This window comes from Wolbachia endosymbiont (group A) of Ophion costatus (assembly GCF_963969245.1).
Lineage (GTDB): Bacteria > Pseudomonadota > Alphaproteobacteria > Rickettsiales > Anaplasmataceae > Wolbachia > Wolbachia pipientis.
This window is the reverse complement of the sequence record NZ_OZ017714.1, coordinates 424994-445255: the sequence shown is the minus strand read 5'-3', so window position 1 is coordinate 445255 and position 20262 is coordinate 424994. Positions and strand designations below refer to the sequence as shown.

The 20262-nt window shown below is 35.8% G+C and carries 10 protein-coding genes and 1 pseudogene; 4 read left to right on the top strand and 7 right to left on the bottom strand.

The window, feature by feature from the left end; all coding sequences use genetic code 11:
- Positions 1-11 precede the first annotated feature (11 nt).
- Entirely contained in the window at positions 12-1646 is a 1635-nt protein-coding gene (locus tag AACH21_RS02215) for a ribonuclease J (protein WP_012673044.1), read from the top strand.
- A 5-nt stretch (positions 1647-1651) separates the two neighbouring features.
- Positions 1652-2914, top strand: a complete 1263-nt coding sequence (locus AACH21_RS02210; protein WP_338482695.1) for a protein TolB — start codon at positions 1652-1654, stop codon at positions 2912-2914.
- 41 nt (positions 2915-2955) lie between these two features.
- On the opposite strand, the gene gatC is transcribed toward AACH21_RS02210, so the two are convergent.
- The 6 genes and pseudogenes from gatC to serS form a co-directional block, all read right to left on the bottom strand.
- Positions 2956-3309, bottom strand: coding sequence for an Asp-tRNA(Asn)/Glu-tRNA(Gln) amidotransferase subunit GatC (gene gatC / locus AACH21_RS02205; RefSeq protein ID WP_006279727.1), 354 nt, complete (start codon positions 3307-3309; stop codon positions 2956-2958).
- Entirely contained in the window at positions 3299-4225 is a 927-nt protein-coding gene (locus AACH21_RS02200; protein WP_006279728.1) for a ribose-phosphate diphosphokinase, read from the bottom strand. The genes gatC and AACH21_RS02200 overlap by 11 nt, the downstream gene beginning before the upstream one ends.
- 303 nt (positions 4226-4528) lie before the next feature.
- A pseudogene (locus tag AACH21_RS02195) lies at positions 4529-4984 on the bottom strand (ankyrin repeat domain-containing protein); the annotation flags it as partial.
- The gene (locus tag AACH21_RS02190) at positions 4942-5931 is read right to left on the bottom strand and encodes an IS481 family transposase (protein WP_338482694.1); all 990 of its coding nucleotides are present in this window, start codon (positions 5929-5931) and stop codon (positions 4942-4944) included. The gene AACH21_RS02190 and the pseudogene AACH21_RS02195, both read right to left, overlap by 43 nt.
- Positions 5932-6072: 141 nt before the next feature.
- On the bottom strand, positions 6073-7344 hold the full coding sequence (purD, locus tag AACH21_RS02185) for a phosphoribosylamine--glycine ligase (protein ID WP_338482693.1): 1272 nt from the start codon (positions 7342-7344) through the stop codon (positions 6073-6075).
- Between the two features lie 34 nt (positions 7345-7378).
- Complete coding sequence (serS, locus tag AACH21_RS02180) at positions 7379-8656, bottom strand: serine--tRNA ligase (RefSeq protein ID WP_338482692.1); 1278 nt, start codon at positions 8654-8656, stop codon at positions 7379-7381.
- Between the two features lie 332 nt (positions 8657-8988).
- On the opposite strand from serS, the gene AACH21_RS02175 reads away from it, so the two are divergent.
- On the top strand, positions 8989-10731 hold the full coding sequence (locus tag AACH21_RS02175) for a Ulp1 family isopeptidase (protein ID WP_338482691.1): 1743 nt from the start codon (positions 8989-8991) through the stop codon (positions 10729-10731).
- A gap of 5 nt (positions 10732-10736) precedes the next feature.
- A complete protein-coding gene (dusB, locus tag AACH21_RS02170; protein ID WP_338482690.1) occupies positions 10737-11699 on the top strand; it encodes a tRNA dihydrouridine synthase DusB in 963 nt (320 codons plus the stop codon).
- Positions 11700-11705: 6 nt separating this feature from the next.
- On the opposite strand, the gene AACH21_RS02165 is transcribed toward dusB, so the two are convergent.
- On the bottom strand, positions 11706-20219 hold the full coding sequence (locus AACH21_RS02165) for a DNA-directed RNA polymerase subunit beta/beta' (protein WP_264329621.1): 8514 nt from the start codon (positions 20217-20219) through the stop codon (positions 11706-11708).
- Between the last annotated feature and the right edge of the window lie 43 nt (positions 20220-20262).

The window sequence follows — 20262 nt, the reverse complement described above, 5'->3', positions numbered from 1 at the left end:
ATTTAAATTTAATGAATATAAACAAAAATGAGTTTTTATTTCTTCCGCTTGGGGGAGTAGGAAGAATCGGGATGAATGTTAGCCTATATCATTACCAAGGTAAGTGGATTATGATCGACCTTGGTGTTGGTTTTGCAGATGAAACTATGCCAGGTGTTGAGCTGCTCATTGCTGATATAGATTTTATTGCTCAAAGAAAAAAAGATTTACTTGGAATAATAATTACACATGCACATGAGGACCACTGCGGTGCAGTGCCCCACTTGTGGGAAGAGTTGCAGTGCTCCATATATACAACAAAGTTTACGGTTAATTTTCTTAAAGAGAAACTAAAAGAATTTCGATTGGAAGGTATAGTGCCTGTGAAAGAGGTAGACATAAATGGCAGCATAAATTTGGGTCCTTTTACCGTCGAGTTTATAAATGTAACTCATTCAATTCCTGAGGCAAATTCAATATTAATTAGCACTGAAATGGGTAGTGCACTCCATACCGGAGACTGGAAATTTGATCCAAAACCTGTTGTTGGATTAACTTCTAATATGGAGCGTCTAAAAGAAATTGGCGATAAAGGTGACCTGCTTGCAGCAATTTGCGATTCAACCAATATATTAAGCAAGCATCACCCTGAGTCAGAAGGTGAAATTTATAATAATATTTATAACATAATAAAGCGGTCTAAAAAATTAGTTGCTGTTTCGCTATTCGCTTCAAATGTGGCACGAATTGAAACGATAAGCCAAGCTGCAAAAGCACTAAATAGAAAAGTAGTTTTACTTGGTAGATCTTTATGGAGAATAGTGAAAGTTGCGCAAGATAGTGGTTATTTAACTGATTCTCCTCAGTTTCTTGAAGCAAAGGAAGCAGTAAATTTTCCAAGGGAAGAACTGGTGCTACTTTGCACAGGTTGTCAAGGTGAGCCACTGGCAGCTACCGCAAGACTTGCTGCTAAGAGTCATCAAGCATTTAAAATGCAGCAAGGTGATACCATGATCTTTTCGTCAAAAATCATTCCTGGAAATGAAACTCGTGCGCACAACATGCTCAATGCCTTTATTGAGATGGGGGTAGAAGTTATTACTGAAAAAACAGAGCATGTTCATGCTTCTGGGCATCCAACAAGAGAAGAGCTAAAGGAAATGTATTCTTTAATAAAACCGAAGATGTCTATTCCAGTTCACGGCGAATATATTCACACGCATGCACATGTAAAATTTGCTAAAGAGTGCGGTGTGGCAAAAGCAATAATGATTGCACCAGGTGATATTGTTAATTTGGAGAACGGAGAAAAGGTTGATTCAATTGATGTTGACTACTTTGGTATTGATGGTATGTTGCTACGTCATCCGGAGAGCAGTGTTATAAAAATGCGTAAAAGAATGAGAGATGCCGGAGTTATTGTGGTAACAGCAGTTGTAAACAAGAAAAATAAATTGCTTGCTAAACCAAAAGTATTTGTACCTGGTGTTTTTGAAGTGCTAGAAGATGCAGCTACCATACAGAAAATTGTCAAGAAAGTTGAGTCGTTGTTTAGTTTGCAGCCAACAAAAAAAATTAAAAATAAGATTGAAAGTTCAATATTGAGTATCTTAAAGGAATATTTACTAAAAAGACCTATAATTGAGGTTCAGATAGAACAGGTATGAAATGAATGAAGCTATTCGTTCATCTGGTGTTATTTATTTCGTTATTTATTCCTTATTTTACAAAAGCTGCTTTATATGTTGATATAAAAAAAAGCAGTGTTGGTAACATTGGTCTTGTTGTATCTAAATGTACATGTAAAACAGCGTTGGAAAGCGAATTAAGCGAAAATATTGCAAAGGTAATAGGAACAAATTTATCTAATTGTGGCTTATTTAATGTAAAACGTGGCGCGGAAGCTGAATCTAAATCTTGGAAAAGCGATACTGTAGTCACAGTAAGTTTAAGCGAAATATCTGGTAGTGCATTAGAGCTATCATTTCGTTTATTTGACGCTTTTACAAAAAGAGAATTACTTACTCAGTCAGTTGTTTTTCCAGCAAAAGACTGGAGAAAAATTGGTCACCTCGTTTCGGATGTGATACATGATAGATTGATTGGTGAGAAAGGGCACTTCAACACAAAAATCACGTATATCGCTGAAGAAAAAGATAGCAACTACAGATCTGTGCGTAAAATTGCTGTGATGAATCAAGATGGAAGTAATATAAAATACTTAACAAATGGCGATAGATTTGTGTCAACACCGAGATTCTCACCAAATGGAAAGGGTATTGTTTATATCTCGTACGCAAATGGTAAAAGTTATATAATATTAAAAAATTTAAAAGATAACACTGAATCAATAATCAGCGCATTTGAAGGAGTTGTTTCTGCACCAAGATTTTCTCCTGATGGTAAATCTCTTTTAATTTCCCACTCATTGGGTGGTGAAACGAATATATTATCTTTAGATTTAAGTAGTAAACGGACAGAAAAAATTACTAAAGGTTCAGCTATAAGCACTTCTCCCTCTTTTTCTCCAGATCAAAAGTATATGGCTTTTAGTTCTGATATAAGTGGGAGTCAGCAACTGTACGTTATCGATTTTACTAACAAAAGTAAAAAACCTAAAAGAATTAGTTTTGGAAGTGGAAGATATGCTACGCCTGTTTGGTCGCCAAAAGGAGATCTGATAGCTTTTACAAAGATTCAGTCAGGAAAATTTTACATAGGAGTTATGAAGCCAGATGGCAAAGAAGAACGTCTGCTTTCAGAGGGGCATAAAATTGAATCCCCGGCATGGCTACCAAATGGTAGAGAAATCATTTTTACAAGAACAGAATCACCAAGCAACTCTAAACTATATTTAGTAGACTTAGTAAAGAAAAATCAAAAAATGGTTTCCACTCCCACAAATGCTTCTTTACCGGATTGGTCTTATTTTTGAAAGTAGATCTATTATAGGTTTGATATGAGCCTTATTTTACTTTAATCGCTTATAACCTTTGGCACTACAAAATACCCATGCTCAGGTTTTGTATTGGACAATATCTCTTCTTTAATATTTTGAGAATTTATAACATCATCGCGTACATGAATGTCCTTGTCTATACTGCCATAACGCATAGGAGAAACACCTTCAGTATTAACTTGCAATAAAGTATCGTGTATCCAATCCAGCATTGTCAGTTCTTTGGAGTAGTGATCAATCTCGTCATTTGATAACTTAATCCTTACAAGCTGTGCAATTTTAAGCATTTCTTCCTTGGTAATTGTTATTTTTCTCTTATTTGCAAATTCTATTAGTGAAGTAATAACGTCTTCTGTTGACTTAGCTGGCATCTTTACCTCCTTGGATAAAGTGAGTTAAAATATCTACGACCGAAACAACTTCTATTTTACCAGTTTTTTCAAATTTGTGAAGTATGGTATCCGTAATCACTAATTTATCTAAAGAAGAGGAAGAGATTTTCTCAACTGCACTTCCTGAAAGCACACCGTGTGTGATGCATGAAGTTACGGACTTTGCTCCGTAACTTTTTAAAGCAAGAGCTGCATTACACAATGTTCCACCAGAGTCAACTATATCATCAACAATGACACAATTTTTGTTTGCAACTTCTCCTATTATGTTCATTACTTGAGATGTGCCTGCTTTCTCCCTATATTTATCTACTACAATAATCTTATCACTTAACCCTATCTTGTACTTTTCCTCTAAAGTCTTTGCAAAAGCACGTGCTCTACCAATTGCTCCAACATCAGGTGCAACAATTGCCAAATTTTCCGTGTGTATAGAGTCAACAAATGCTTCAAAGCAGTTCAAATTAGTTATCGGTACATCAAAGAATCCTTCAATTTGACTTGAGTGCAAATCAATAACTGCAACACTACTTGCACCTGCAGTTTGAATAAGATTTGCAACTAATTTGGCACTTAAAGCAGACTGCACATTATTGTTCTTGATAATTCTATCTTGCCTGCTATATCCATAATAAGGGATAATTACTACTATCCTTTTGGCTCCTAATCTATTTACTGCATCAATTATGAGCAGAAGCTCCATAAGGTTATCATTCACAGGGGGAGAAAGAGATTGTATTATATATACTTCTTGATTATATAGATCATTTGCTACTTCTACATTTACCTCGCCATCGGTAAACTTTGATATCCAAGCAGAGGATGGTTGAACATCTAGCCGGTTAACTACTGATTCCCCTAATTCCTTACTAGCATTACCTATTATTATCTTCATAACGCACTAATTGAGTTTTTAAGATTATACAGAAATTGTGAAATAATTGAAATGTAAGTGTCTTTATCTAGCATTCTTGTCGGTGAATTAGGTACCTCTTGTACAATGACCTGTCATTTTCACGCGTTGTTTCAATATACAGACCCAAATTGAAACAACTATACAAAATCCTGCTTATGTTTCAAGGTAAATGACTTTAATGAAATATAATTTATCTAGTCATTTGTATCTGCTAACATACTACACTTCCCATTGTAGAGCCTCTGCAACTTACTGAAATTTATAATCGCTTTATAAAAAGCTTTATACTCTTTGCTTAATTGGAGGCGCTACCTCTGCACTTTCTGCTCTGTCTAGGGTACTACTTGGTTTTTCTGCAGTAATTTTTTGAATGCTACCATCTACCTTATTCTTGATATCTGCTCCATATGATCTTAATACTTCAATAGCTTTCTCGTTTCCACTATTCAGCGCAATATCCAAAGCATCCATTCCATCATTATTTTTGTGGTTGATAAAATTCTCTAACTCAAAGATTTTTATATATTGCTCAATGATGAATTCTACCACTTTTCCAGGGCAATTATTAGCGGCAGGAAAGAGTACTGCATTGTTATTATTGTCTTTCTTTGTTACATCTGCTTTGAGCTTGTCTATCAAATACTTGATAATTTCTATTCTGCTATCATCTTCTGCTTCAGTGCACTGCCTAGCAGCTAAAAACAGAGCTGTTCGCCCATTATTGTCCACATCTTCAATATGTATGGTCCCAGAGTGTGATGGTGTGGATTTAGTATAAATAATTCTGGAGACTGTGTCCACTGATAACATATAAATTCATAAGGAGTAAGACCCTTAAGAGTTTTGAGTCTCTTTGCATAATTATAAGCCATAACAAAGTTATAAAGGTGTTCTTTAAGTTGCTGGTGCGATTGATAGTAATACTTCTTAACTGTAGCATCCTTTAAAGTTTTATTCATACGCTCGACTTGCCCATTCGTCCAAGGATGGCTAACTTTTGTCAAACGATGTTCAATAACATTCTCTTCGCAAACTCTATCAAATATATGTTGGAAAGCATACTTATGACGCTTCTGGTTTGTAAATTGTATACCGTTATCTGTCAAAATAGTATGGATTTTATACGGTAAAATTCTAATCAAATTACGTAAGAACTCAGCAGCTATGGGTTTTGTAGCACTGTTACACAACTCAACATAGGTAAATTTGGATGTCCTATCAATAGCAACAAACAAATGTAATTTGCCCTCCTCAGTTCTAACTTCAGCAATATCAATATGAAAGTAACCGATAGGATATTGTTTGAATTTCTTTTTTGACTTAACTTCTCCATCAACAGTTGGTAATCTGCTAATGTTGTGTCTTTGTAAACAACGATGCAAGCTAGAGCGAGTCAAATGCGGAATTGTAGACTGCAGAGCGTAAAGGCAATCATCTAGTGGCAGTAGTGTATACTTGCGAAATGTAACTATTATAGCTTCCTCTTCTAGCGTTAAAACAGTTGATCTTGGATGCTTTGGACCCATATCAGCATCTTTCGTAAATGAACGTTTTCTCCACTTAATAATAGTTTTTGGATTAAGGTTATAATGCTTGGAGAGTTTTGCTATGCTCTCTTTTCTATTTTGTATTGCTCTACGAATCGTCTGTGTTGTTTTGGCGCACCCATGTAATATCTGTCCCATAATGACTCCTTAAATGATGATGATAGTATACCATCACTCTCTGGGACCATACATAGCTTCAGTTTCATGATAAGGGGGCTGGCGGAGTTTGTCAAGGAAGTTTTTCGTTTCTGTGAACCACCTGCTAACCGACAGCTAACATTAACTACCGATATCGTATCTGAAGAAGCCCCCTGGCCATTCTAAAAAATTTAATGCTGAGTACACCTTACTTTTGGCTTCCTCTATAGTGCTCCCTTCTGCTACTATATTTAGCACTCTTCCGCCATCGGAAACTAAGTTACCACTTTCATCGAATTTAGTACCAGCATGAAACACCAACACACCAGGATTGCTTTCAATCTTATCTAATCCTTTAATTACTTCTCCCTTTTGATAATCACCCGGATAGCCTTTACTTGCAACAACTACACAAACTGTAGATTTGTTGTTAAGTTCCACCATTTTGACATTTAACTTTCCTTCTGCAACTGACAACATCAATTTTAACAAATCGCAATTTGAATCAAATCTAGGTAATATAGATTGCGTTTCTGGATCACCGAATCTAACGTTATACTCGAGAAGTTTTGGGCTATCTTTGCAAATCATTAAACCAGCAAAGAGTACTCCTTTATAAGACGTACCCATGTTAACCAATGCTTGAGCTGTAGGGTATATTATTTTTTGGATAATTTTTTGCTCCATGTCCTTACTTATAATTGAAGGTGATGAGTACGACCCCATACCTCCAGTATTTTGGCTTTCATTACTTTCATCAACTCTCTTATAATCTTTTGCACACCCAAGAGTTACTACTTTCAACCCATCAATAAGAGCAAAAAAACTTACTTCTTTTCCAACTAAAAACTCTTCTATGATTATTTCTTCACCTGATTCACCAAATTTTTTCTCCACTAGCATTGAATTTATTGCTGAAAAAGCTTCGCTTTCTGTATTACATATAACCACCCCTTTTCCTGCTGCAATTCCATTTGCTTTCACTACAAGTGGAAACTTTATTTTATTGCTACGTACAAAATCTTTAGCTAACCCTTCATCAACAAAACACTCGTACTTGGCAGTTGGTATACCATATCGTTTACATAGTCCCTTGGTGAAAGACTTCGATCCCTCAAGTTTTGCAGTTGCTTGACTTGGAGCAAAAACATTTATTCCCTCTGCAACTAAATCATCAGCAAGCCCATCAATTATTGGTTGTTCTGGACCAATAACAACCAACTCTATATTTTCTCTCTTGCAAAATTGTGTAACATCCACTGAATTTTGAATATTTACATCCACAAGAACTCCCAAATTTTCCATGGCCTGGCGACCAGGAGTTACATATAACTCAGTCAAGATAGGAGATTTTTTTAGAGCCCAAAGTAGAGCGTGCTCACGCCCACCAGAACCTATAACCAGAACCTTCATCTTTATTTCCTCGCTTTTCTATATGTCAAAATTATTATTTGCTTATAACAGTATCATTACTCATGTATTTTTGCAACACGTTTGGTATTGCAATCGACCCGTCAGAATTTTGATAATTCTCCATTATGGCAATAATCGTTCTTCCTATAGCTAAAGCTGAGCCGTTTAAAGTGTGAATATATTTTTTCATCTTTTTATCAGTTTCTGAAGAGTATTTAGTGTTCATCCTTCTTGCTTGAAATGCACCACAATTTGAGCAGCTTGATATTTCTCTATATTTATCTTGCTCAGGTAACCATACCTCTATGTCATAAGTCCTTTGTGCAGCAAAACCCATATCACCACTACAGAGTAGCATTACTCTATACGGTAATTCTAGTTTTTTTAATATCTCTTCAACAATACTCGTCATGCGCTCAAGTTCATCATTTGATTGGTCTTCAGTTGTGATACTAACCAATTCCACTTTACCAAATTGGTGTTGCCTTATCATACCTCTCGTGTCTCGCCCTGCGCTGCCTGCTTCTTTACGAAAGCACTCCGAATATGCAGTAAAGCGAACAGGCAGTTCTTTTTCTTCCATTATTTTGTCAGCAACTAAATTTGTTAAAAACACTTCACTTGTGGGAATCAACCTCAATTCGTCGGTAGTTAAATACGAATCGTCAGAAAATTTCGGTAGCTGACCAACATTATACATAGCCTCGTTTTTCACCAAAGTCGGGTGGTACAGCTCAGTATAGCCAAATTCATTAACATGCATTTCAAGCATAAAATTTATTAGCGCTCGTCCAAGCTTAGCTAACTGTCCTTTTAATATCGTAAATCTTGATCCGGAAATTCTCGCCGCTTGTTCGAAGTCCATTAAACCTAATTTTTCTCCGAGTTCATAATGAGATTCTGGTACAAAATCAAACTGTCTTTTTCCTCCATATCTTCTCACCTCTAAATTAGAGTTCTCATCTGCGCCTATTGGCACATCTTGCGCAGGAATATTCGGCAAGTTAGATAAAACATTCACTAACTTATCCTTTTCTGCTTGTTCTTTTAAGCTGATTGCCTCTATCTCATTTGTGATGCTTTTTGACAACTCTATTTGCTCTTCACAGGGGCTCTTGCTCATTTTAAGCTTTTTTATTTCCTCTGTGATTTCATTGCGCTGCCTATTCAAATCCTGCAGTTTAGTGGTTAATGATCTTTTCTCGTGATCGATTTCTAATATCTCTTCCGCAGTAGATTCTCTAATTCCCCTGCTTTTCATTGCCTTTTCAAATCCTTCAGGGTTTTTACGTATATATTCTATATCGTGCATATATTGTGCTATTACTAACATTGTTACTGTACTCTAAAAGCTCTTAATATTCAATATTTTCTCATACTACTAAAATTATTATGGTTGATTTTTTTGTTAGAATTTGTTAAAATTTAATTAACTTAGCGTTCATAGGGTGTAGTATGTTGGGCATTACAAAAAATAATCAGAAAGAGAGCACTTACTTTGCTGGTGAGGAATTCGTTATCTACGCTACTTGTGTATGCCTAGCAGCCACATTCGCTGCTGGCTGTTTAGGGGCGGTAATAGGATCCCCTCTATTGACCTTTCCACTTGCTATGCTCATCTCTAACCCCGTAGTTTGGGTTTTAATGGGAATAATTCTTACAGTAGCATACAAAATGGTTGTTGAACCTTTATTTTACTTAGCGAAGAACTATATTAATGGAAAAAGAGCTTCAAAGGGGGAAAAGAGTGAAGAAAAAGATACAGAACTACAAGATTTGCAAGGCAAGACTCCAGAAAAGCAAGCAAGACCGAAAACTCCTGATAGGGATAGTGGTGTTATTACATCGGAAATAGCTATAGATAATAATTCTTTTTTACATCAAACAGAGAAAGAAAAGAATTATAATTACAAATTAACTACTACTGATATTAGAGATATTGTAAAAAGCAAATATGGGTGGATAGCACACAAAAATAAAAAAGGCTTAAAAGATACTTCTGAAGGTGTGATTTTTGCTTGTCCTGACTCTACATCATCTTTAGAGCAAGAACTAAAAGAATATAAAAATAAAGTAGAACGAGAGGGTAGTGATTTAGTGTTCACTTCAATCCTTAATTTAAATGGAAACCATTGGGTAACACTGGGTGTTTCTTACGACGAAAAGAGTGAAAAGTTTAGAGCTTGCTATTGCGATTCATTTGGTGAACCATTACCAGAAGAGGTATCAAGTGCGCTACAGAAAACTCTAGGAATAGACAATAGTAGTATTAGAAACTCAAAAGCTAAACAACAAGATGATAAGTATAATTGTGGAATATTTGCCTTAGAGAATGCTAAGAAAATTACAGATATGCTGAAAGCAGGCAAATCGTTTGATGAAATTGATGATCAGCTAAAATATGAACTTAGTTCAGAGCAATTAATAGAGAAGAGAAAAGAATTTGCAAAAGCGTTGAAAAAGGATGAACAAAGCAGGGCTGGCACGCCAAGCCCTGTATTAGGTGGTCCAGGAAATATAAGTCGTAAAGATAGCGGAGTAAGTTTAGATTCAGTAGAAAGTAAGCAAACAAAAATTGTTCAATATAATACTACAGGTGATGGCAACTGCTTTTTCCATGCGGTATTTGGTGATAATAGCTCTGGTCAATATAAAACTGAAAAAGCACAAGATATGAGAATGGAATGGCACAAATTTTTAAGTCAATTTAACTCTTTGAATAATCCAAGGATGCCTGAGTTATTGAAGGGACAGATGCAGAAAGTTTTTGGTGCATTCTTAGAAAATCCAAATCATTTGATTGGTATGTCGGACTCAATAAAAGATTTGGTTCAGCATACAAACAGACGGGTAGAGAAGATCAAAAAAAAGACTAATAAATTAATAAAAAAGTTATGTTGTCTTACGACATTAAAAGAAAATGAAGTTATAGGTGATTTAAGAAGCATTAGTGCTAGTAATCTCAATATTAGTGAAAGAAAATATGATAGAAATTATAATAGTGATACTGCAGCAAATTCTTTTCTCAATGGCAAATCCATTTATAGATCTTATCTAGAGGCAATCAGCAGCCAAAGTTACCATGTTTTCATAGAAGAAATTTCTATCTTAGCTTCGCTGGCTAATATTGAAATTGACGTCTACTATAAAAATAATGGTAATGATGTAAATACATTGTTTCTGCCAAATGCGGGAATGATAAATGAAGGTTATCAGCAGAACAACGAGCTATGGGGAAATAAAGAACAAGAAACGGTATACTTGGCACCTGGTCATTATGAGAGAGCTGAGATAGTAGAGGTAGAGCCTTCTCTTATGGAAAAAGTAAGTTCGGCTATACAAAGTGTTGTAACAGTATGTGTAAATGCGCTAGGTTTGAACACATAGAATATATGTCCCTACAAGTAGGAAATTTGACAATTGATTCTCCAGTTATTTTAGCTCCAATGTCTGGAGTGACTGATTATCCGTTTAGAAGTATTGTGAAGAAACTTGGTGCAAGTTTGTTAGTTTCAGAAATGATTGCAAGCAGAGCTATGATTATGCAAACTCATCAGAGTCTGCAAAAAGCAAAAGTCGATGCATTAACTGCTGTGCAGCTTGCTGGGTGTGAGCCAGATGTTATGGCGGAGGCTGCAAAATTAAACGAGGACATGGGAGCAAAAATTATAGACATAAACTTTGGTTGCCCTGTTAAAAAAGTTGTAAACGGTTATGCAGGATCAGCGCTAATGCGTGATGAGAAAAAAGCCGCTGAGATAATTGAAGCTGTGGCCAAGGCAGTGAATGTGCCAGTTACAGTGAAAATGCGCACCGGGTGGAACGATGAAAATCGCAATGCACCGAGACTTGCGAAAATTGCCGAAGACTTAGGAGCAAAGATGATTACTGTACATGGAAGAACAAGGGCACAGCTTTATAACGGTCAAGCAGATTGGAAATTCGTTAGAAATGTTAAAGAGCAAGTAAAAATCCCAGTTATAGTAAATGGCGATATTAAAAATTTAAATGATATTCAGAATGCTCTCAAAGAATCTGGAGCAGACGGAGTGATGATAGGTCGTGGTGCCTACGGTAAACCTTGGCTGATTAATCAAGCAATGAACTTTCTCAGTGGAAGTGAAACTTCTGAGCCAACAGCTTCAGAGAGATTAAGCATCATACTCGAGCATTACGACAATATTCTTGAGTACTATGGAAATGACACAGGAATAAAGATGGCCCGCAAACACATAGGTTGGTACAGTAGCGGGCTTCAAGGCTCATCTGAATTTCGTGTGAGAGTAAATAACATGACAGATAGCACAGAAGTGAAAGAAAATATTATTGGCTTTTTTGGTCAAGAGACACACTAGCTGTACTCAATTCGACTGATCGTATGCCACTACGCTCTCTTCCTCACCAGAGTGTAAATGACAACCATTATCCATCAACCATTCCTCGTCATAAGTTTCAATATCAAAATATTTTTCATATTTATCCACATTATCACAAAGTGAAAGTGCTCTGATCTTATTCATAATCAAACCTGTACCAGCAGGAATTAATCTTCCTACTATAACATTTTCTTTTAATCCACTTAAAGGATCACTCTTCCCGCAGAATGCTGCTTCTGTAAGTACTTTTGTTGTCTCTTGGAAAGAGGCAGCAGAAATAAAGGAGCTAGTTTCAAGACTTGCCCTAGTAATCCCCTGCAGAATAGGAAGATAATGAGTAGGCCGTTTGCCAGAGTTACTCATAGCATCATTTTCCCTATCAACTTCCAGCTTGTCAATGCTTTCGCCAACCAAGTACATAGTATCACCAGGATCAGTAATTTCCACTTTTTGTAGCATTTGTTTTAAGATCACCTCTAAATGCTTATTGTCTATACGAACACCCTGCAATCTATAAACTTGCTGTATTTCAGAAATCATATAGTGCGCTAAAGCTTCTAACCCAAGCACACGTAAAATATCATGGAGATCAGGGTCACCATCCATCAATAGATCACCTTTACGTACAAAATCACCTTCATTGACTATTACATGCTTACTTCTTGATACCAAATATTCAACTGGAGAAATTTGTTCATCTACAGGTTTAATTAATATACTGCGTTTTCCTCTACGGTCTTTTTCAGAAAACGCTACATAGCCATCTATCTCACTAACAATAGCATGCTCTTTAGGACGACGTGCTTCAAATAACTCTATAACCCTCGGTAAACCACCAGTAATATCACGAGTTTTAACTGACTCTCTTGGTGTTCTTGTAATAACATCACCTGCATGAACCTTCTGGCCATCTTGTACATTGAGCACTGCACCGATTGGTATAAAATAACATGCTTCAACGCCACTTGCGAGTGTCATTACTTTACCATTATCGTCAAGCAGCACAATACGAGGACGTAAATTAGCTCCACCAGAATGCAATTTCCAGTCTTTTACTACTTTGCTTGATATTCCTGTAGATTCATCCATCACTTCAGTGATCGAAATTCCATCTTTTAAGTCCTGATAAGACACTGTACCAGTCTTCTCCGTGATAATAGGCAATGTATAAGGATCCCATTCCGCAACTTTATCGCCAATTTTTACTGACCCACTCTCATCTACATAAAGCTTAGCGCCGTAAGGTACACTGTGCTTCAACTTCTCACTACCAAGGCTATCAATCAACACGACTTCACAGGAACGGCTTATCACAATTTTATTTCCGTTTCTATCTATAATTATATTACTATTGTTTAACTTTATTTTAGCATTAATAGAAGCTATAATATTCGAGGATTCAACGCCTCTAGTCATTACTCCACCTATATGAAAAGTACGCATCGTTAACTGAGTACCTGGCTCTCCAACAGATTGAGCAGCTATAACACCAACTGCTTCACCTATTGAAACAATTTTACCAGTTGCAAGGTCTCTTCCATAACATAAAGAACATACACCAGGACTTATTTCACAAGTTAAAGGCGATCTAATTTTTACAACATCAAGACCTGCAATGCTGATTTGCTTTACTTTATCCTCATCAATTAATTCCCCTGCTTTTACTAATAATTCTTTTGTCACTGGGTTATATATATCATTTGCAGCTGTTCTACCCAGCACAACACTCTCTAGAGATGCAACTATAGTACTTCCTTCAACTGTAGCTCTCACAACAAGACCATTTTTTGTTTTACAGTCATGCTTTGTAACTATGCAATTTTGAGATACATCAACTAAACGACGAGTTAAGTATCCAGAGTTTGCAGTTTTAAGTGCAGTGTCAGCTAAACCTTTACGCGCACCGTGAGTAGAATTAAAGTATTCAAATACGTTCAATCCTTCACGGAAATTAGAAATTATAGGTGTTTCTATAATCTCACCAGAAGGTTTGGTCATGAGCCCTCGCATTCCTGCTAGCTGTTTCATCTGTGAAGTAGAACCCCTTGCACCAGAGTTAACCATCATATACACTGAGTTGTACTTACTATTTCCATCATATATAGATATTGCTTTTAACATATCATTAGCTATCATATCCGTACACTTAGACCATTCATCTATAACCTTGTTATACCTCTCACTTCTAGTTATTAGCCCATCTTGATATTGCATAGAGAATTTCTTAATTTCACCCCTCGCGTGATCAACATGTGTAGCTTTAGTTTCAGGTATAACCATATCACAACGACCAAAAGAGACACCAGAAAATGTGGCATACTCAAAGCCAAGTACCATTAATTTATCAGAAAATGCCACTGTAGCACTTTGACCACAGTTACGATATACCAAATCAACTATACCAGTTATTTCCTTGACTGTTAATATCTGATTTATTAGATCGAAGCCTAGATTCTCATGCTTAGGAAAAATTTGCCATAATATTAAACGGCCAGGAGTTGTACAAACAGTTTTATAGTGAGTTTCACCGCTGCTATTAATATACTCCATCCTATACTTTATACTAGAATGAATATGTAAAGTACCATCACTCAAGGAATGCTCAACTTCACAAAAAGCACCAAAAGATGGTAAATTATCTTCCTTAGGTTCTTGTAAAGTCAGATAATATATACCAAGTACTATATCTTTACTAGGAACTATAATCGGTCTGCCATTAGAAGGACTTAAAACGTTATTAGTGGACATCATCAACACCCTAGCTTCAAGCTGAGCTTCCAATGAAATTGGCACATGCACTGCCATTTGATCACCATCAAAATCAGCATTAAACGCCGTACAGACAAGCGGATGAAGCTGTATTGCTTTGCCTTCAATAAGGATTGGCTCAAAAGCCTGAATACCAAGTCTATGTAGCGTAGGCGCTCTATTCAACAAAACAGGATGCTCTTTTATTACCTCTTCAAGCATATCCCAAACTTCTGGTTTTTCTGCTCTTATCAACTTACTAGCAAACTTAATAGTTGGAGCCATACCATACATCTTAAGCTTTGAGTAAACAAAAGGTTTGAATAGTTCAAGAGCCATTCTTTTTGGTAATCCACACTGATTTAGTTTCAAAGTTGGACCAACAACTATTACAGAACGTCCAGAGTAGTCTACTCTTTTTCCTAAGAGGTTCTGGCGAAAACGACCCTGTTTTCCTTTTAACATATCACTAATGGACTTTTTATATCCAACAGCACCAGCTTTATTTACCAAAGTATTACGACGACTATTATCAAAAAGAGAATCAACTGCTTCTTGTAACATCCTTTTTTCATTACGAATCATAATCTCAGGAGGATTTAAGCTCAACAATTTCCTCAACCTGTTATTTCTATTAATAATAGTCCTATAATGATGATTCAGATCAGAAACTGCAGGACGACCACTCTCAAGCGATACCAAAGGACGCAAATCAGGTGGTAAAATAGGTATAGTTGTAAGTATCATCCACTCAGGCCTATTTCCAGATTTAATGAAGTTTTCAACAATACGCAATCTCTTTATAATTTTCTTTCTTCTTATCTCAGAAGCAACAGATTCTAATTCTAGTCTTAAATCCTTCCTAATTTCATGTAAATCAAGGCGCGTTAGCAACTCTCTTATAGCTTCAACACCTTGCATAGCTACAAAACTATCGATCCCATAGCTATCTTTAGCTTCATTATAAGCTTTTTCACTAATAATCTCACCTTTTTCAAAAGGCGAAACAAGAGGATCTATTACGATATAATTATCGCTATATAAAATATTCTCAATATCTCTGAGAGACATATCCAATAATGCTCCAATTCTTGAAGGAAGCGATTTCAAAAACCATATATGAGCAACAGGAGATGCAAGCTCTATATGACCCATCCTTTCTCTTCTTACTTTAGAAGATGTAACTTCTACTCCGCATTTTTCGCATATGCGACCTCTGTGTCTTCTTTTTTTGTATTTTCCACATAAACATTCATCGTCATTGACAGGGCCAAAAACCTTAGGGCAAAATAATCCACCTTTCTCAACTTTGAACGTACGATAATTTGCAGTTGAAACATCTTCTATCTCACCACAAGATATACGCTTAATACTTTCAGGGCTAGCAATCGATATGCTAACCTCATTAAAAGGTTGTGCAATGTTAGTGTGAGATATATCTTCAATCACTACATCATTTTGCTTTAAATCTACATTTAAACATAAAGAACGTAGTTCTTTTATCATCACATTAAAGGATTCAGGAATTCCACATTCAAAATTACTGTCACCTTTTATTATCGATTCATAAATCTTAACTCTACCATTAATATCATCAGACTTCACAGTTAACATTTCCTGCAAAGTATAAGCAGCACCATAGGCTTGTAATGCCCAACATTCCATTTCACCAAAACGCTGACCACCAAAATGAGATTTTCCTCCAAGAGGTTGTTGAGTAACCAAACTATAAGGCCCTACTGAACGCGCATGAATTTTACCATCAACCAAGTGGTGCAACTTAAGCATGTACATGTAACCAACTGTAACCTTGCGGTCGAATTTTTCACCACTGCAACCGTCATATAATACAGCTTGTCCAGAGTTATCTAAACCAGCAAGTTCAAATAATTTTGCTATTTGTTCATCTTTTGGACCCTCAAATACAGGTGCAGCAACAGGAACGCCATCACGTAATTTGCGTGCAAATTCAATGAGATTATTATCACTAATATTACGAATATCATTACAGATAGATACGTTACTGCCATAGCTATAAACCTCAATCAGGAAGTTACGTAAATTGCTGTATGAACTTTTACAAGAGTTCAAATAGTTCTCTACTAACTCATTCAACTCGTCATTTAGTGCATTCTTATTAGGTGTATTTAAAACAGAAGCCGTTATTTCATCATCATCAATATTTTCAATTTTTTTATTATCAAGGTATGCTACTGCAAATTGTGTAAAATTATCATCGTTAAGGGACCTAATTCCCTTGCAAAAAGCACTTTTGATCTTATTGATCTCATCGAGAATATTACTTACTTTTTCCCCTAATTTTCTACAAGCCCAACCTACATGCGTTTCCAGTATTTGCCCTACATTCATTCGTGAAGGAACACCAAGAGGGTTAAGAATAATATCAACAGGAGTACCATCTTCCAAATAAGGCATATCTTCCACTGGCACAACTCGAGAAATCACACCTTTATTTCCATGTCTACCAGCCATTTTATCCCCTGGTTGCAGACTATGTTTCACAGCAATGAAAACTTTTACTGACATCGACACACCTTGAGGCAGGTCATAACCTTCATGTAATTTTTCTACTTTTCGCTTAAACTGTGCTATTGCATGTGATACTTTTTCATCAAAATCTTTTTTTAAGCTCTTAACTTGCTCAGAAATGGATTGGTTTTTTAATCCTATACCCCACCATTGCTCACGTTCAATAGAGTCAAATTTTTCTCGATCTTGAGAACCAGAATTAATAAGAAGTTTCTTCAGTTCATCATAGAAATATTCACTAGTAACATTGATTATATAATCTCGCTCTTCCTCAAAGTCATTTATCTCTTTTTGTTTGATGAGTAATGCCCTTTCATTTTCTTCAACCCCCCTGCGTGTAAAGACTTGTACATCAATTACTGTCCCTTCAACATCTGGAGATGTATATAAAGAGGAATCCGCACAATCGAATGACTTTTCACCAAAAATTGTCATCAATAACTTCGTTTCAGGAGGCAATGAAAGAGAAGGTTTAGGTGTAACTTTACCTACCAGAATATAGCCTGGACCAACTCTTGTACCAATTTTCACTATACCACTATCATCCAAGTGATATAGATTTTCTTCATTAACACCAGGTATAGCACGAGTTATTTTTTCTGATCCTAAAGGGGTATCATGTACAACACAGTCAAATTCTTCTATATGAATAGAAGTAAAGAGATCTTTTTTAACAACTTCACTAGAAATAATAATAGAGTCTTCAAAATTATAACCTTGCCAAGACATAAAAGCGACTAGCAAATTTTTACCAAGCGCCAACTCACCACTGTTAATTGCAGGACCATCAGCTATTACATCACCCTTTTTAACATAATCACCTACGCACACTAGCGGTCTTTGATTAATACAAGTATTATGGTTAGAACGCTGAAATTTCCTTAGATGATAAATATCTACGTCCAAGTAGTTAACCCTTTCTTTATCAAAAGCACGTATAACTATAGAGTTACTATCAGAACTATCAACTATGCCATCGCGTTTTGCTAAAACTACAGCACCAGAGCCAGAAGCTACAAAAGACTCCATACCAGTAGCAACCAGAGGAGCGGTAGGCTTCAATAAAGGTACGGCCTGACGTTGCATATTTGAGCCCATTAATGCTCTATTAGCATCATCATTTTCTAAAAATGGAATCAAGGAAGCTGCAACTGATATTACCTGCTTAGGAGATACGTCAATGTAACTAACTTGGTCGCTACTTACCATGACGAAGCTACCAGCATATCTACAGTATAGCATGTCATCAACAAAGCAATTATTTTCATCAAGCTTTACGCTAGTGTCAGCTATATGATGTGAGCCTTCGTCTATAGCAGAAAGATACTCAATTTGATCAGTAACAACCCTATTGACTACTTTTCTATAAGGGCTTTCAATGAAACCATATTTATTAATACGCGCGTATATAGCTAAGCTGTTGATTAACCCTATATTTTGCCCTTCAGGAGTCTCAATAGGGCAAATTCTTCCATAATGAGTTGGATGAACATCACGCACCTCAAATCCTGCCCGTTCTCTTGTTAAACCGCCAGGACCTAACGCGGATAACCTTCTTTTATGTGTTATTTCAGATAACGGATTAGTCTGATCCATAAATTGAGATAATTGAGAAGAATTGAAGAAATCTCTTAAAACATTAGTTAACACTTTTGGATTAATAAAATCAGATGGAGAAACTTTATCTAAACTAGAAGTGGACATAGAATCAACTATTGCGCGTTCCAATTTCAACAACCCAGTTCTAAATTGATTTTCTATAAACTCTCCAACTGATCTTACTCTTCTGTTTCCTAAATGATCAATATCATCTACAGATCCTTGACCGTCACGTAACAATACTATTTTTTTCACAATTTCAATAATATCTTCATGCGTTAAAACAGTTAAATCCTCATCATAATTTAATCCAAGGTAAGAGTTAAGCTTCAACCTACCAATGTTAGACAAATCATAATATTCCGGACTGAAGAAAAGATTACGGAAAAACTCTTCTACTATCTCTAAAACAGGAACTTCACCAGGACGCAAAACTCTATATATTTCATATAGTGCATCCTGATAAGACATGTTTTCATCTAAGAAAAGCGTATTTAATATATAAGGTCCAACAAACAAATTATCTATGTTCAACACTGATATTTCATCTACAGATAATAACTCAAGCTTCTTTATGTCTTCCAGCTTTATAGATTCACCAGCAGATAAAATTTTCGTAGAGCTAGCACTATCCATTAAATCTTCTGCGAGGAATAAACCACATATAGAATTAAAAGGAACCAGATACTCTTTCAATTCATTATCATATAGCTTTTTAGCTAGTCTTGAGGTAATACGAACGTTAGCTTTAAGCAGCACATTACCTTCAATATCCATTAAGTCGAAAGGCAGCCTCACTCCTTTAAATTTATCAGGAACAAAAGGCACTTTCCAACCATCTTTATGTTTTACATACTTTATTTTCTCATAAAATCTATCGAGTATATCATTATTTGATAGACCCAACGCCTTTAATAAAACTGAAATTGGCAATTTTCTTTTTCTATCAACACGAAAATACAAATGGTCTTTAACATCAAATTCAATATCAAGCCAAGAACCCCTATAAGGAATAATTCTAGCAGAATAGATCAATTTACCAGAATTGTAAGTTTTTCCCTTATCGCTATCAAAAAATACACCAGGAGACCTATGCATTTGTGAGACGATAACTTTTTCCACACCATTAATGATGAAAGTGCCTTTATCAGTCATCATAGGCAACCCACAAAAGTGGACTTTCTGCTCTTCTATAGATTTTACAACGGTTGCAAGTTTAGAATGATCTCCACTCTCTTTAATCGATTTATATTCATCAAGAGAAATACCATCCTGCATAACAACAAGACGTATAGAAGCAATAACCTGAGCAGAAAAAGTTACACCACGCTTTATACACTCAGATTCATCATACTTAGGATCATCTACCCTACAACTTATAAACTCAATAGTAGCCCTACGCAAAGGATCATTTATTGGAAAGATTGTATGAAAGATAACTTCAAGTCTTTCATTACCCTTATTCTTAGGAGTAAAAGAATCATATGATTCTTTTTGAACCTTAACCAAATCCAATAAAGAATCTTTTAAATCAATCGACCTAGAATAAGAAACTCTAGGAACAAAAGCACCAGAAGCGTACATATAAGAAGAATCAACCATTAAAATACCCCAAACTAATTAAAAGAGCTATATCAATATAAAA